At 72.9% G+C, this 14,851-nt stretch carries 16 protein-coding genes; 6 read left to right on the forward strand and 10 right to left on the reverse strand.

Features of this window, described 5'->3' with window-relative positions:
- Positions 1 to 52: 52 nt before the first annotated feature.
- From AB0472_RS41990 to AB0472_RS42005, 4 genes are all read right to left on the reverse strand, one after another.
- Entirely contained in the window at positions 53 to 1,195 is a 1,143-nt protein-coding gene (locus AB0472_RS41990; RefSeq protein WP_366364645.1) for an FAD-dependent oxidoreductase, read from the reverse strand.
- Positions 1,192 to 1,389 (reverse strand): ferredoxin, encoded by a 198-nt coding sequence (locus AB0472_RS41995; RefSeq protein WP_366364646.1) that lies wholly within the window; start codon positions 1,387 to 1,389, stop codon positions 1,192 to 1,194. The genes AB0472_RS41990 and AB0472_RS41995 overlap by 4 nt, the downstream gene beginning before the upstream one ends.
- A 42-nt stretch (positions 1,390 to 1,431) precedes the next feature.
- Positions 1,432 to 2,661: a cytochrome P450 gene (locus AB0472_RS42000; RefSeq protein WP_366364647.1), complete on the reverse strand. Its 1,230-nt coding sequence runs from the start codon at positions 2,659 to 2,661 to the stop codon at positions 1,432 to 1,434.
- A 289-nt stretch (positions 2,662 to 2,950) separates the two neighbouring features.
- Positions 2,951 to 3,688 carry a response regulator transcription factor gene (locus AB0472_RS42005; RefSeq protein WP_366364648.1) on the reverse strand — a complete coding sequence of 246 codons (738 nt, stop codon included), beginning with the start codon at positions 3,686 to 3,688 and terminating at the stop codon, positions 2,951 to 2,953.
- Between the two features lie 290 nt (positions 3,689 to 3,978).
- Between AB0472_RS42005 and AB0472_RS42010 the strand changes: the two genes are divergently transcribed.
- On the forward strand, positions 3,979 to 5,019 hold the full coding sequence (locus tag AB0472_RS42010) for a zinc-binding dehydrogenase (protein WP_366364649.1): 1,041 nt from the start codon (positions 3,979 to 3,981) through the stop codon (positions 5,017 to 5,019).
- Here AB0472_RS42010 and AB0472_RS42015 read toward each other — a convergent pair.
- Positions 5,003 to 5,659, reverse strand: coding sequence for a TetR family transcriptional regulator (locus AB0472_RS42015; RefSeq protein ID WP_366364650.1), 657 nt, complete (start codon positions 5,657 to 5,659; stop codon positions 5,003 to 5,005). The two genes, AB0472_RS42010 and AB0472_RS42015, sit on opposite strands and share 17 nt — an antisense overlap.
- Positions 5,660 to 5,867: 208 nt before the next feature.
- Between AB0472_RS42015 and AB0472_RS42020 the strand changes: the two genes are divergently transcribed.
- From AB0472_RS42020 to hemC, 3 genes are all read left to right on the forward strand, one after another.
- The gene (locus AB0472_RS42020; RefSeq protein WP_366364651.1) at positions 5,868 to 7,340 is read left to right on the forward strand and encodes an MFS transporter; all 1,473 of its coding nucleotides are present in this window, start codon (positions 5,868 to 5,870) and stop codon (positions 7,338 to 7,340) included.
- A 195-nt stretch (positions 7,341 to 7,535) separates the two neighbouring features.
- On the forward strand, positions 7,536 to 8,492 hold the full coding sequence (locus tag AB0472_RS42025) for an ATP-dependent DNA ligase (RefSeq protein ID WP_366364661.1): 957 nt from the start codon (positions 7,536 to 7,538) through the stop codon (positions 8,490 to 8,492).
- A gap of 89 nt (positions 8,493 to 8,581) precedes the next feature.
- Entirely contained in the window at positions 8,582 to 9,517 is a 936-nt protein-coding gene (hemC, locus tag AB0472_RS42030) for a hydroxymethylbilane synthase (RefSeq protein WP_366364652.1), read from the forward strand.
- A 99-nt stretch (positions 9,518 to 9,616) separates the two neighbouring features.
- Here the strand turns inward: hemC and AB0472_RS42035 are convergent, their stop codons facing one another.
- From AB0472_RS42035 to AB0472_RS42050, 4 genes are all read right to left on the reverse strand, one after another.
- Positions 9,617 to 10,147, reverse strand: a complete 531-nt coding sequence (locus tag AB0472_RS42035) for a hypothetical protein (protein ID WP_366364653.1) — start codon at positions 10,145 to 10,147, stop codon at positions 9,617 to 9,619.
- 208 nt (positions 10,148 to 10,355) lie between these two features.
- Positions 10,356 to 11,207 carry an ABC transporter permease gene (locus AB0472_RS42040; RefSeq protein WP_366364654.1) on the reverse strand — a complete coding sequence of 284 codons (852 nt, stop codon included), beginning with the start codon at positions 11,205 to 11,207 and terminating at the stop codon, positions 10,356 to 10,358.
- Positions 11,167 to 11,994 carry an ATP-binding cassette domain-containing protein gene (locus AB0472_RS42045; RefSeq protein WP_366364655.1) on the reverse strand — a complete coding sequence of 276 codons (828 nt, stop codon included), beginning with the start codon at positions 11,992 to 11,994 and terminating at the stop codon, positions 11,167 to 11,169. Before AB0472_RS42045 ends, AB0472_RS42040 begins: the two co-directional genes overlap by 41 nt.
- Positions 11,991 to 12,446 carry a MarR family transcriptional regulator gene (locus AB0472_RS42050; protein WP_366364656.1) on the reverse strand — a complete coding sequence of 152 codons (456 nt, stop codon included), beginning with the start codon at positions 12,444 to 12,446 and terminating at the stop codon, positions 11,991 to 11,993. Before AB0472_RS42050 ends, AB0472_RS42045 begins: the two co-directional genes overlap by 4 nt.
- A 288-nt stretch (positions 12,447 to 12,734) precedes the next feature.
- Between AB0472_RS42050 and AB0472_RS42055 the strand changes: the two genes are divergently transcribed.
- Complete coding sequence (locus AB0472_RS42055) at positions 12,735 to 13,526, forward strand: RNA polymerase sigma factor SigF (RefSeq protein ID WP_366364657.1); 792 nt, start codon at positions 12,735 to 12,737, stop codon at positions 13,524 to 13,526.
- Between the two features lie 3 nt (positions 13,527 to 13,529).
- Here AB0472_RS42055 and AB0472_RS42060 read toward each other — a convergent pair whose 3' ends face one another.
- Complete coding sequence (locus AB0472_RS42060) at positions 13,530 to 13,847, reverse strand: ANTAR domain-containing protein (RefSeq protein WP_366364658.1); 318 nt, start codon at positions 13,845 to 13,847, stop codon at positions 13,530 to 13,532.
- 127 nt (positions 13,848 to 13,974) lie between these two features.
- On the opposite strand from AB0472_RS42060, the gene AB0472_RS42065 reads away from it, so the two are divergent.
- On the forward strand, positions 13,975 to 14,820 hold the full coding sequence (locus tag AB0472_RS42065) for a VOC family protein (RefSeq protein WP_366364659.1): 846 nt from the start codon (positions 13,975 to 13,977) through the stop codon (positions 14,818 to 14,820).
- The last annotated feature ends 31 nt before the right edge of the window (positions 14,821 to 14,851 follow it).

Here is a 14,851-nt window from a genome sequence, read left to right on the forward strand (position 1 = left end):
ACCACCCGCGGGCCGCCCACCGCCGCACCCACCCTCACCCCCCGGCCTCCCCCTACCCCGCTCCCACGGCGACCGCCTGCCGCCACCCCCGCAGCACCTTCGGCGGCACCCCCACCCCGAGCACCCCGACCAGCCGCTTGCCCCTCCGGTACCCGGCGACGAACCGCCCCTCCCTCAAATCCCCCTCCACGACCCGCACTTCGTCGTGCCCGCGCAGATACCCGTACGCCTGGATCCGCATCCCGTACTGGTCGGACCAGAAGTACGGCACCGGCGCGAACGCCTTGCGGGCCTCCGGGTCGAGGAGGTTGCGGGCCGCGGCCATCCCCTGCTCCGCCGCGTTCGTCCGGTGCTCGATCCGCATCGGGACCCCGAACAGCGGGTTGTGCCAGCGGGCGACATCGCCCGCCGCGTACACCCCCGGCGCGGCCTCGCAGTACTCGTCGCAGACGACCCCGTCGGCCACCGTCAGTCCGCTGCCGGCCAGCCACTCGACGTTGGGCAGCGAGCCGATCGCGACCAGCACCTCGTCGGCCTCGATCTCCTCCCCGCCGGCGAGCCGCACCCCGTCATCGGTCACCTCGTGCACCGCGACCCCGGTCCGCAGGTCCACGCCCCGCTCCAGATGGGCCCTGGACAGCACCCGGCCCACCTCCTCACCGACCACGTGCGCGAGCGGCACCGGTGCCGGTTCCAGGAGGGTCACCCGGGCACCCAGCCGCCGGGCGACGGCGGCCGCCTCGGTGCCGAGGAAACCGGCGCCGACCACCACCAGCCGCCGGCCCGGCCCGAGCCGCTCCCGCAGGGTGAGCGCGTCGTCGAGGGTGCGCAGCACGTGCGCACCCTCCCCGGGCAGCCGGCGCGGCCGCACCCCCGTGGCCACGACCAGCCCGTCGTAGGGCACCGCCGAGCCGTCGGCCAGACGCACCGTACGGTCCGCCACGTCCAGCGCGCTCGCCGCCACCCCGAGCCGCAGGTCCAGCCCCAGGGAGTCGAGTTCGTCCGGCGCCCGCAGTGCCACCCGGTCCGGCGCCCATTCGGCCGACAGCACCTGCTTGGACAGCGGGGGCCGGTCGTACGGGGTGCGGGGCTCGTCGCCGACGAGGGTCAGCGTGCCGTGGTAGCCCTCGCGGCGGAGCGTCTCGGCCGCCGCGAGTCCGGCCGCGGACGCGCCGACGACCGCGATCCGGTTCACTCCCCGACCAGCCGGATCGCGGCGGCCGGGCAGATCGCCACGGCCTCACGGACGGCGTCGAGGGTGTCCCCGGCGGGTTTCGCGTCCAGGACGAAGGCGATGCCGTCCTCGTCCCGCTGGTCGAACACCTCGGGGGCGGCGAGGACGCACTGCCCGGATGCGACGCACTTCGGTTCGTCCAGTTCGACATGCATGGTGTTCTCCTTGCCGTGTGGGGGCCGTGCGTGGGGGTGTGGTCACCAGCTGACCGGGAGTTCGTAGACCCCGTAGACGGATCCGTCGTGCTTGAAGGGCAGTTCACCGATGCGGGCGGCGAGCCTGAGGCCGGGGACGCGGCGGTAGAGGGTGCCGTACACGACCTGCAGTTCCATCCGGGCGAGCGGCTGGCCCAGGCACTGGTGGACGCCGAAGCCGAAGGCGACATGGCGGCGGGCGTCGCGGGTGAGGTCGAGGCGGTCGGGGTCGGGGAAGGCACCGGGGTCGCGGTTGGCGACGTCGTTCGGCATGATCACGCCCTCCCCGGCCCGGATCACCTGTCCGGCGACCTCGATGTCGGCCAGGACCGCCCGGCGCCGGCCGCCGTGCACGATGCTCAGGTAGCGGAGCAGTTCCTCCACCGCCGAGGCGATCAGCCTCGGGTCGTCGGTGTCCCGCAACAGGGCGAGCTGCTCCGGGTGTTCGAGGAGGGCGAGGGTGCCGAGGGCGATCATGTTGGCGGTGGTCTCGTGCCCGGCGAGCAGCAGCAGGACGCCCATCTGCGCGGCGTCGGTGCGGGTCAGTTCCCCCGACTCCACCCGGGCAACGAGGCCGGAGAGCAGGTCGTCGCCGGGGTGCGTCGTCTTCTCGCCCATGAGCTCGTCGAGATAGCCGATCAGCCTGCCGTGGGCGGCCATGCGGTCCGCCATGGCCGCGTCCCGCCTGATGAGGATCTTGCTGTTCTGCTGGAAGAAGTCGTGGTCGGCGTAGGGCACTCCGAGCAGTGCGCAGATGACGAGCGAGGGCACCGGGAGCGCGAACGCCTCGACGAGGTCGACGGGTGCGGGGCCGGCGAGCATCTCGTCGATCAGGTCGTCAACGATCTTCTGCACGGCCGGGCGCAGCGCCTCGACGCGCTTGATCGCGAAGGGTGCGGTGACCATGCGGCGCAGCCGGGCGTGCTCGGGGTCGTCCATGAGGATGAAGCTGATGGTGTTCTTGCCGTTGCTGGGGGCCTGCAGCGGATATCCGGGGCTGGTGAGGTCGGCGCTGACCCGGGAGTCGAGCAGCACGGCACGCTGGTCGGCGTACCGGGTGAGCAGCCAGTAGTCCTTGCCGTCCCAGAGCCGGACCCTGGTGAGGGGGCCTTCCTGCTGGGCGGTGGTCAGGGCCGGGGGCGGGTCGAAGGGGCAGCCCGTGGCCCGGGGCATCGGGAACTCGGGGACCGGTGCGGACGCGGCGGGTCCGGTGCCGGTCAGGGGGTCGGCCATCGCAGTCTCCTCGGCGTGGGGGATGAGCACATGCAAACAGAGCGGGCTGACCACTTCCGGTCAGTTCCCTGACACCAAGCTGACGTGACCCAGGTCACACCACGGAGTCGTCGGCGCGACTCGCACATCGAACAGGCATCGCGAACTCATGTATCAGACAACGAACTTGATGTTGCGGGCGGTATCGCGCGCGCACCGGGAACGCCGGCCACTCCCCCACGCCGGCGCCCCCACCGGACCGGTCACGCCACACCCCGGGCATTTGCTCGGGGATCGCATCGCGAAGTGGTCACCGGGGCCCCGACAGCTCCCCCAGCCAGTAGCCGAAGCCCCGTCTGGTGTGGATCAGCGCGGGGCCGCTCCGGTCGACCTTGCGCCGGAGCCGGGAGACCAGCTGCTCGATGGCGTTGTCGCCCCGGTACTCGCCCCAGACGTGCCGGCCGATCTGCTCCTTGGACAGCACCTTGCGGGCGTGGACCAGGAGGTGGCGCAGCAGCCGGTACTCGGCGGGCGTGAGGTCGAGGGTACGGCCACCCCGGCGGGCCCGGCAGGTGCCGTCGTCCAGGACCAGGTCGGCGTGGTCCAGCGTGCCACCCCGGCGGGCGCCGCCGCCCACGCCGCGGAGCAGCACCTCGACCCGGGCGAGCACCTCGGCGATCCGGACCGGCTTGGTGACGTAGTCCCGCTCGGCGGCGCCGAGTTCGGCGACCAGTCCGGCGAGGGACTCGCAGGCGGCCAGCAGCAGGACCGGGGGCCGGTAGGCCGGCCTGAGGCGGCCACCGCGGGCCAGGTCGTCGAGGCCGGGCAGTTCGACGTCGACGACGGCCAGGTCGTACCGGTGCTCCACGAGCCGCCGCGCCACATCGGTACCGGTGACCGCCGCACCGGTCCTGTAGCCCGCCAACTCCAGTGTGGAAGTAAGAAGTTCGGCGACATCCAGGTCGCCGGCGGCGACCAGGAGGCGCTGTCCGCTGCCACGGGCGAGCACGGGAGGCGAGGGCGAGCTGCGGTTCACGGAGTGACCCATTCGTTCGAGGCGCCGGGCAATTCGATTGCTTGACTCAAGTAAGCCACATGTGCTTGCCTAACTCAAGTAATCGGGGTCGTCCTGAGCGGAGGCCGCCCCGAGGGCCTGCCCGTGGCGGGCCCGGCGCCGGACCCCGTGGGGACGGGAGCCGGCGCGGCCCTCGGGCCGGCCGCCGGCCCACTCCCCCCCCCGGTCCGGCGGCCGGCCCGAGGGCATCTCCCCGGCCGTACCGCCCCGACCGGCCGCCACCACCGGAAAGCGCACGCACCACCAGAAAGCGAGAGCTCCCCATGACCACGATGAAGTCCGTACAGACCGGTGGCGTCGGCAGGATCGAGGTCGTGGACGTCGAGCGTCCCGTGCCCGGTCCGAAGGACGTGCTGCTGAGGATCCGCGCCGGCGGCATCTGCGGCACCGACGTCGCCTTCCTGCACATGGGCGGCATGCCCGCCCGCGCCCACCTGGGCGGCGACCTGGTCCCGCTCGCCCTGGGCCACGAGCCGGCCGGCGAGATCGTCGAGGCCGGCGCCGAGGTCACGGGGCTGAAGGTCGGCGACCGGGTGGTGGTGAACCCGCAGGACGCACTCACCGGGATCATCGGCTGCGGCGGCCGGTACGGCGCCCTCAGCGAGTACCTGCTGGTCGAGAACGCCGAGGTCGGCCGGAGTGTCGCGGTGTTCCCGGACACCGTGCCGTTCGAGGTGGCCGCCCTGAACGAACCGATGGCGGTGTCCCGGCACGCGGTCAACCGCTCCCAGGCCGCGCCGGACGACAAGGTGGTCGTCTTCGGCGCCGGGCCGATCGGGCTGGGCGCGGCGATCTGGCTGAAGCTGCGAGGGGTCGGGCACGTCGTCGTCGCCGACGTGATCCCGGCCCGGCTGGAGAAGGCGCTGGCGGTGGGCGCGGACGCCGTGATCGACTCCGCGGAGGAGGATGTCACCGCGCGCCTGACCGAGCTGCACGGACGGAGCGCCAACGCGCTGGGCCAGCCCCGCCCGGGCACCGACGTCTTCATCGACGCGGCCGGCGCCCCGGCGGTTTTCGACACCGTGGTGGCCAACGCCAAGTGGCACGCCAGGCTGGTCATGGTCGCCGTGCAGAAGAAGGGCGAGATCGACCTCGGCGGCATGCTGCGCAGCGAGCTGACCCTGGTCGCCTCGCAGGGCTACCCGACGGAGATCTTCGAGGTCACGCCCGAACTGGTCGAGCACCAGGACCGGTTCGCGAAGCTGATCAGCCACCGTGTCCCGTTCGCCGACGTCCACCGCGCCTTCGAGCTGGCGCTGACGCCGGGGGCCGCGGAGAAGGTCGTCGTCACCTTCGACGCGTGACGGAGACGGGCGCCAGCCACAGCCCGAGGAGCGCGTCGGCGAGCCCGGTGGCCGCGTCGCTCCAGGTGGCGCGCGCAGTGGCGGTGCCCTCGGCGAGGGCGCGCTCCCGCTCGGCGCAGGTGTGCAGGATCAACGTCCTTGCCATCAGGCCGCGTTCGGCCCGGACCTCGGCGGGCAGTTCCGGCAGCCGCCGGTTCAGCGCGTCGACGGCCCGGCGCAGCGACGGGGAGGTCAGGGACTCCTCGACCATGATGTCGTAGAGGGCGGGGTCGGTCATGACCTGGGCGCAGAAGCGGGCGTACCAGGTGGGGCTGCCCAGGCTCGCGAGGTGCTCGGTGATCGGGCGGACCAGGCAGTCCACGCGGTCGCGGATGTCGTCGGAGTCGCCGGTCTCGGCCAGCAGGCGGACCCGGATCTCCTCGATCCGGTCGAAGTGCCGGGCGGCGACGGCGCGGACCAGGTCGGCCTTGGTGCCGAAGTGGTAGCCGACGGCCGCGTTGTTGCCCTGGCCGGCGGCCTCGCTGACCTGGCGGTTGGAGACGGCGTACACGCCCTGCTCGGCGAAGAGCCGCTCCGCCGCGTCCAGGATGGCCTCCCGCGTCGCGCTGGCCTGGTCCGCCCGCGCCGTCCTGCCCGCCATGCCCACCACCGCTCCGGGACCGGCCGCCACCCCGACCGGCCGGTCCCGCGAGCCGCACCGGGGCCCCGCCCGAAGCGGCGGGGTCCAGCCGAAGAAGCCTACGCGGCAGGGCCGCGGAGTGCGGAAACACCCCGCCAGTAAGCTAAGTCAAGCGACTGACTTAAATAATGTCCGATCGCACCATGTCCGCCCACGGAGGCCCAGTCCCATGTCCGAAACCCCTGTCCAGACCGCCGGGTCGGCGAGAGCGTCACAGCCGAGACCGAACGCCGTGGTGGCGGTGCTGGCCCTGTCCGGTATCACCGTCTCGCTGATGCAGACCCTGGTGATCCCGATCGTCCCGGAGCTGCCGACGTACCTGCACGCCTCCGCGTCCGACGCGGCCTGGGCGGTGACGGCAACCCTGCTCGCCGCCGCCGTGGCCACCCCGGTGGCCGGCCGGCTCGGCGACATGCTCGGCAAGCGGCTGATGCTGCTGGTCAGCCTGGTGCTGCTGGTCTCCGGCTCGGTGGTGGCCGCGCTGAGCGACACGCTGGTCCCGATGATCGTCGGCCGCAGCCTCCAGGGCCTCGCGGCCGCCGTGGTCCCGCTCGGCATCAGCATCATGCGCGACGAACTTCCGCCGGAGCGGCTCGCGGGCTCGACGGCGCTGATGAGTGCCTCACTGGGCGTCGGCGGCGCGCTCGGCCTGCCGGCCGCGGCGTTCATCGCGGACCACTACGACTGGCACGTGCTGTTCTGGACCTCCGCCGCCCTCGGTGTGGTCGCGTTCGCGCTGGTCCTGCTGCTGGTGCCGGAGTCCCGGGTGCGCTCGGGCGGCCGCTTCGACGCGGTCGGCGCGCTGGGCCTCGCGGTCGGCCTGGTCTCGCTGCTGCTCGCCGTCTCCAAGGGTGCCGACTGGGGCTGGGCGAGCGGCACCACGCTCGGCCTGTTCGCGCTCACCGTCGTCGTCCTGCTCGCCTGGGGCGTCTTCGAACTGCGCACCGACCGGCCGCTTGTCGACCTGCGCACCACGGTCCGCCGGCAGGTCCTGTTCACCAACCTCGCCTCGATCGCCTTCGGCTTCTCGATGTTCGCGATGTCCCTGGTGCTCCCGCAGCTGCTCCAGCTGCCGACCCGGACGGGCTACGGCCTGGGCAGGTCGATGCTGACGGTCGGCCTGGTGATGGCACCCCAGGGCCTGGTCATGATGGCCTTCGCGCCGATCTCGGCCGCCGTCACCAAGGCCAGGGGGCCGAAGGTCACGCTCATGACCGGCGCGGTGATCGTCGCCGCGGGCTACGGTCTCAACATCGTCCTGATGTCCGAGGTCTGGCACCTGATCCTGGTCTCCTGCGTCATCGGCGCGGGTGTCGGCTTCGCGTACGGTGCGATGCCCGCGCTGATCATGGGCGCGGTCCCGGCGTCGGAGACGGCCGCCGCGAACAGCCTCAACACCCTGATGCGGTCCATCGGCACGTCGGTGGCCAGCGCCGTCGCCGGGGTGATCCTGGCCCAGCTGACCATCAGCCTCGGCGGCACCACTCTGCCCTCCGAGAACGGCTTCAAGGTGGTCATGGCGATCGGCGCGGGCGCGGCCGTCCTGGCCTTCGTCCTCGCCTCCTTCCTGCCGGGCCGCCGCCCGGCGGACACGGAGGCCGCCCCGGCCCCGGCGGCGCCCACGGCCGAGTCCGTGCACTGAGCCGCGGACAGTGACGCGGCGGGGCGGCCCGCTCCCCCGGCGGACGGCCCGCCCCGCCCGCCGGGTCACCGGCCGTGGTCACGGGAGAACCGCCGGAACGGAGGCCTGTTCGGGGGAACCGGCTCCGCAGGGCGCGTGCGGCGGCCGTGCCGGGTTCACATCTCCTGCGTGACCGCCCTCCCCGTGATCCCGCCCATGCTGGCCACTCCCGGCCGGCTGCCGCCCGCCGCCCAGGACACCCGGTGGGCCTACGAGACCAAGCAGGACGGCCAGCGGGCGGTCCTCTACCTGCCCGGCGACGGCAGCCTGCTGCTGCGGGCCCGGTCCGGCGAGGAGATCACCGCCGCCTATCCCGAGCTGCACCCGCTGGCCAAGGCCCTGGGCCGGACCCCGGCGGTGCTGGACGGCGAGGTGCTGGCCGTGGACGAGCACGGGCGCGCCGACTTCCAGTTGCTGCAGAGCCGGATGGGCCTGGCCCACGCCCCGGCCAGGGCGGCCCGGATGGCGGCCCGGATCCCGGTCCACCTGGTGCTGTTCGACGCACTGCTGCTGTCGGACCCGCTGCTCACCATGGCGTACGCGGACCGCCGGGCGCGCCTGGAGTCCCTCTCCCTGGAGGGGCCGCACTGGTCGACGCCGAGGGCCGTCGTGGGGCACGGCGCCGAGGCGCTGCGGGCGACCCGGGAGCACGGTCTGGAGGGCCTGGTCTGCAAGCGGCTCGACTCGGTGTACGAGCCGGGGGTGCGGTCCCGCGCCTGGATCAAGATCCGGAACCTGCGCGCCGAGGACGTGGTCGTCGGCGGCTGGCTGCCGGGCAAGGGGCGGCTGGCCGGGCTGCCGGGCGCGGTGCTGGTCGGCCAGCGGTCCGCCGACGGGCGGCTGCGGTACGTCGGCGGGGTGGGCACCGGCTGGAGTACGGCGGAGCGGGCCGAACTGGCCGCGCTGCTGCGGGCGGCCGGTACCGACGCGTGCCCGTTCGAGCCGGTGCCGCCGGTCCCGGGCGCCCGCTGGGTGGTGCCCCGGCTGGTCGGCGAGGTCAGCTACAGCACCCGGACCCGGGCCGGGCTGCTGCGTCAGCCGTCCTGGCTCCGGCTGCGCCCGGACCTCGCGCCGGAGGAGTCGGCGGCGGATCTGCCGCAGGACACGGACTGACGGCCGGGCGGTCCGCGCACGGGGACCGGACCGCGGCGGCCGACACGATGTCGGAACCGACGGCGGGCGGGAAGGTCTATCGTGTCCCCATGCCGGTACCCGAGTTGATCCGTATCGTCTCCCGCGACTCGCCGATGGCGCTCGCCCAGGTGTCCCGTGTCCGGGCCGAGTTGGCCGCGCTGTATCCGCAGGTGCGCACCGAGGTCGTACCGGTGAAGACGACCGGCGACAAGTGGCTGGGCGACCTGTCCCTGGTGGAGGGCAAGGGGGCGTTCACCAAGGAGGTGGACGCCGCGCTGCTGGCCGGTGCGGCCGATCTCGCCGTGCACTGTGTGAAGGACGTGCCCGCGGACCGGCCGCTGCCCGCCGGGACGGTGTTCGCGGCGTTCCTGAAGCGGGACGACATCCGCGACGCCCTCGTCCATCCGGGCGGGCTGACCCTGGACGAGCTGCCGCCGGGCACCCGGATCGGCACCTCCGCGGTCCGCCGGATCGCCCAGCTGGCGGCCACCCACCCGCATCTGGAGTGCGTGCCCTTCCGGGGCAACGTCAACCGGCGGCTGGAGAAGCTGGCCGCCGGCGAGGCCGACGCGCTGCTGGTGGCGATGTCGGGGCTGGTCCGGATCGACCGCACGGACGTGATCACCGAGGTGCTGGACCCGGAGACGATGATGCCGCCCATCGGCGCGGGCATCCTCGCCCTGCAGTGCCGGGAGGGCGACTCCGATCTGATCGACGCGGTGAGCGGGCTCGGTGACCCGGCCACCCACCGGGAGGCCACCGCGGAGCGGATGTTCCTGCACGTGCTGCAGGGCCACTGCAACAGCCCGATCGCCGGCTACGCCCGGGTCGACGGCGGCGGCGAACTGTCGCTGCGTGCCTGCGTGTTCACCCCGGACGGCAAGACCCGGCTGAACGCCCACGAGTGGGCGGGCCGACTCGACCCGGCCACCCTCGGCACGTCGGTCGCGGTGGCGCTGCTGCGGCAGGGGGCCCGGGAGATCATCGACGGCATCCCCCACTAGGCGCTCCGCCGGTGGCGCCGGGCACGTGCCGTCGTTCGGCTGCGGCGCCGTGGGGGCCGGGCGCGCAGCTCCCCGCGCCCCCGACAGGGCGCGTTGTCCTCAGGGAGTGGTGGGGCCGGGCTCTGTCTGGTCCTTGAGGAAGGCTGTCACCTGGTGGGACAGGCTGCCCGGTCCTGCGGTCTGGCAGGCCGCGGCGTTGGTCGCCTCCAGGACGCCGATGCCGCCCGCCCACAGGCGGCGTTCCGTCCACTCCTCGTCGACGCGCAGGTGGACCTGGATGTCCACCTGGGTCAGGGCGGCCTCCGGGGCCGCGGCGTAGAGGACGGCGGTCGCGCGGCGCAGCGGGTAGACGTCGAAGCCCTCGATGAACTGGGAGTTGCGCCAGTCGATGAACGCGCCCTCGCCGTCGGGGCCGACCCGGACGTCGATCTGGCCGTCCTCCAGCTGGACGCCGAAGTGGCGGGAGCCGCGGTTCTCGATGGTCACCCGGGCACTGAAGTACGTCAGCCCGGCCGCGGCGTCGTCCCGGCCGCGCGGCGGCTCGGACTCCTCCAGGCGGTGGACGCGGACCCGCAGACCGGCATGCTCGTCGTACTCGTGCCAGTCCCCGACCACGTTCGGCTCGTACACAGTGCCCCTCTCGACCCCCGCTGTTTATCTGTGTGCTCAGCGCACTGTCAAATGAGTGGAATGCGCTGTGGCCAGGGGGTTCGCCCGCTTTGATCGCTGATCAAGCGTTGCGCAGCGGTTATCCCGCCCCGGGGTCCGGGGCGGGTCGCGGGCGCGTGCCGCACATCACGTCGGCGTACCCGGCGCCGTACCCGGCGCCGTGGCCGGCTCAGCGGGCCAGGCGGCCGAGCAGCGAGGAGGCCGCGGTGATGCCGAGGGCGGCGGCGACCGCCAGTACGGCGAAGTCGAGGCCCAGGTGGGCGGGGGTGCCGAGCAGCAGGCCGCGCAGCGCGTCGACCTGGTAGCTCAGCGGGTTGATCTTGCTGACCACCTGGAGCCAGCCCGGCATGATCGCCACGGGATAGAGGGCGTTGGAGCCGAAGAACAGCGGCATGGTGATCGCCTGGCCGATGCCCATCAGCCGGTCGCGGCTGAGGACGATGCCGGCGATGCTCATCGACAGGCAGGAGAAGAACGCCGAGGCCAGGACGACGGCCAGGGCGACGCCGAGGAGCTTCAGCGGGTTCCAGGTGAGCGAGACACCGAGGATCGCGGCGATGACGATCACCACGACGGCCTGGATGAGGGACTTCACGCCGGCCGCGAAGGCCTTGCCGGTGATGAGCGCCGAACGCGGGGTGGGGGTGACCAGGAGCTTGTTGAGGATGCCCGCGTCACGCTCCCAGATGATCTGGATGCCGTAGAAGATCGCGATGAACATCGCGGACTGGGCGATGATGCCGGGCGCGAGGTAGTCGATGTAGGGGATGCCGCCGGTGGGTATCGCCCGTATCCGGGTGAAGGTCTGGCCGAAGATCAGCAGCCAGAGCGCGGGCTGGATCGCACGGGTGTAGAGCTCGGTGCGGTCGTGGCGGAGCTTCTGCAGCTCCACCGCGCACATGGCGAAGACCCGGGCGGGCAGCAGCCGCCAGCCGGAGCGCGGCTGGGGCGGGGTCAGGAGCAGGGACGTGCCCGTGCGCTCAGCCGACACGGTTCGCGGTGCGGCGGGTGCTTCGGACATCGCGGAAACCTCCTGACCGGTCGTCGAGGCCGCTGCCGGCCACGTCGCGGAAGACGTCTTCGAGGGTGGGCAGGGCGTCGGTGCCCTGGCGTTCGGCGAGGCCGCGCCTGAGGTCGGCGGGGGTGCCGAGGGCGCGGATGCGGCCGCGGTGCATCAGGCCGACCCGGTCGCAGTGCTGGTCGGCCTCGTCCATGTAGTGGGTGGTGACCAGGACGGTCATGCCGGTCGCCGCGCGTACGGAGTTGATCTGGTCCCACACGCTGGTGCGGGCGATCGGGTCGAGGCCGATGGTCGGTTCGTCCAGGATCAGCAGCCGGGGCGCGCTGACCAGGGCCTGGGCCAGTTCGAGGCGGCGGACCATGCCGCCGGAGTAGGTGCCGGCGAGCCGGTCGGCGGCGTCGGTGAGGTCGACGGCCGCGAGCGCCTCGGCGACCCGCGGGGCGCGCTCGCGCCGCGGGACGTCGAAGACGCGTGCGAACAGCTCGACGTTCTCGCGTCCGGTGAGCCCGCTGTCGGCGGACAGCTGCTGCGGGACGTACCCGAGCAGCCGCCGTACGGCCATCCGCTCCCGGCCGGTGTCATGGCCGAAGACGCGGACCATGCCGGCCGGGACGGGCAGCAGGGTGGTGATGCAGCGGATGGCGGTGGTCTTGCCGGCGCCGTTGGGACCCAGCAGGCCGAAGACCTCACCCTCGCCGACGTCGAGGTCGAGCCCGTCGACGGCCCTGGTCTCCCCGAAGGAGTAGGAGAGTCCGGTGCAGGCGACTGCGGCGGTGTCCGTTGTCATGATTCCCCGGTCTCCTCGTGCAGCGTGTCGGCCAGCCTGCGCAGCGCGGGAAGCGCCGCCCTGAGCGCCTCCTGGTCCGCCTCGTCCAGTCGGGTGACATGACCGGCGACGAGTTCCGCGCGGCGGCGGTGCCAGTCGGCGAGTCGCTTCTCGGCGTCGTCGGTGAGCAGCAGCCGGGCGGCCCGGCGGTCGGCCGGGTCGGTCTCCCGGCGCAGGAAGCCGTCCGTGACGAGCTGGTTGACCAGCGTCGACACCGAGTTGCTCGCCAGGTACAGCTCCTTGGCGGCGTCCGAGATGCCGATCCCCGGCCGGGACTCGACCAGGCGCAGCAGCTCCACCTGGGCGCCGCGCAGCCGCGGCCGGGTGAGCCCGCGCCGCAGTCTGCGGCGGATCAGCCGCTGGATGCCGACCAACGCGTCGGCCAGTTCCTCCGGAAGGGTCTCCGATTCCACATCCGAAGATTACCTCTGCTACAGAGGTATCTCCCTCAAGGGATGGTCAAAGGAGGATCCGGCGGGAGGTCCGCCGGCGCGGCCATCCGAAGAATGAGAGCTATCTCACCTTTTCGTCCTAATTGTTTCTCTATACGCCGTTCAGGGCATCCGTAGGTCAGTGCTTCGGACCGGAGGCACGTGCGTGGGAGCCGGATTGCGCCGGCCGCCCCCGTGTCCTCTCCAGGGTCCGAGCGCGTTCCTCCCACGGTGTCCGAACACCAGCATCCGCCGAGGGAGGTGCGCCCGATGCGTGCCACCTGTACATCCAGGTCCCATCCTCACGACGACGCCCCGGACACGGCCCGGGCCTTCGTACGGCTCGTCGAACTCCCCGACGGCCCGGAGCGCCGGGCGCTGCGGGACGAACTGGTCGAGCTGTGGCTGCCCATGGCCGAACGGATCGCCGTACGCTTCCGCGGCCGGGGGGAGACCCTGGAGGATCTCTACCAGGTCGCGGCGCTGGGGCTGGTGAAGGCCGTCGACCACTACGATCCGGCGCGCGGCCGGGCCTTCGAGGCGTACGCCGTGCCGACCATCACCGGCGAGATCAAGCGCCACTTCAGGGACCACATGTGGACCCTGCACGTGCCGCGCCGGGTCCAGGAGCTGCGCAACCGCGTCCGGGCCGCCCTCAGGGAGCTCGACCAGACGACCCCCGGTCGCCCGCCCACCGTGGCGGAGATCGCCGCCCTGGCCCAGCTCACCGAGGAGGAGGTGCGGACCGGGACGGAAGCCCTGGAGTGCTACTCGGCGCTGTCGCTGGACGCCGAGGTGCCCGGCGGCGACGGCTACGCGCTCGGCGACACCCTGGGCGCCCCGGAGCCCGGCTACGACCTGATCGTCGAGCGCGCGGCCGCGCAGCCCTGCCTCCAGGGCCTGCCCGAGCGCGACCGGCTCATCCTCTATCTGCGGTTCTTCCGCGGTATGACGCAGAGCCGGATCGCCGAGCAGCTGGGCATCTCGCAGATGCACGTGTCCCGCCTGCTCAGCGCCTGCTTCGACCGACTGCGCGAGGAGCTCATGGCCGAGGCCGGCTGAGGGTCACGCGGTGGGCGGCGCGCCGGGGATCTGGGTGGGGCCGTACCGCTCGATGGCCTCTGCCAGCTCCACCCGGATCTCGGCGGGCATGTCGCCGGTGCGCCCCCAGACCAGGATCAGGTCCGCGACGTTGCGCAGCTTGATGTTGGTGTGCTGGGAGACCTCCTTGAGCACCTGCCAGCCCTGGTCGGGCGTCACCCGGCCGAGCGCGACGACCATCCCGATGGCCTGGTCCACGACGGCATGGGAGGCGACGGCCTCCTTGAGCTGGTCGACCTCCTCCTGCAGACGGAGGATCCGGTCCGGCTCGCTCTCGCCCATCCACCCATCGTGTCACCCGTCTGGCTCCGCGCCACCGGGGTACTCGGCAGGCACTGCGACCGCTTCCGGTTGGAGACTGGTGGCAGACCGGTCGCCCCGCCGGCCCCGACACCAGGACGCGAGTGCCATGAACGACGACACGCCTCCCCCAGGACCCGCGCAGACCGGACCCACGCAGACCGGACCGACGCCGAAGAAGCGGCCGGTGGTCTCCACGCACTCGGTCTTCGGTGCTCCGTGCTGGGTGAGCCTGACCAGCCGCGACCTGCAGACGACCGAGGACTTCTACAGCGCCGTGCTCGGCTGGCGATGGCGCAGCGTCAGGCTCGGCGACCACTTCCGGATCGCGCTGGCGGACGGGGTGCCGGTGGCGGGCATCGCCGCGGTCGCCGCGATGTGGCAGATGGCGGTGGCCTGGACGCCGTACTTCGCGGTGCCCGACGCGGACGAGGCGGTGGCCCGGGCCCGGGAGCGCGGCGGCACCCCCGCGGTGGGGCCGCTGTCCTTCCCACCCGGCCGGGCGGCCCTGATCGCCGACCGGGACGGCGCGGTCTTCGGCATCTGGGAGGGGGAACTGGTCTCCAACTGGGAGACCTGGCGGCAGGCCGCGCCGACCTTCATCCGCCTGCACACCCGCAACGCCTTCGACTCGGCGATCTTCTACGGCGAGGTCCTCGGCTGGGCCTCGGACAAACAGGGCTGCTGCGAGGTCGAGTACGAGGGCGGCGAGGTGGTGCTGCGCAGCCGCGGTGAGGCCGTGGCCCGTATCGACTCCGGGGCGGTGGAGGCGGCCCCCGATCCGTCGGTACGGCCGCACTGGCAGATCCACTTCGCGGTGACCGACGTGGCGGCCTGCGCCAGGATCGCCGAGAAACACGGCGGCAGTGTGCTGAGCGAGGAGGACACCGAGGCGATCCTGCGGGATCCGGACGGCGCCCAGTTCACCGTGACGACGGCGCGCGGGGCGCGATAGCGGGGAGGTCACCCGCGCAGTTCCCCGCGCC

It is taken from the genome of Streptomyces sp. NPDC086777, from assembly GCF_040702065.1.
Taxonomy (GTDB): domain Bacteria; phylum Actinomycetota; class Actinomycetes; order Streptomycetales; family Streptomycetaceae; genus Streptomyces.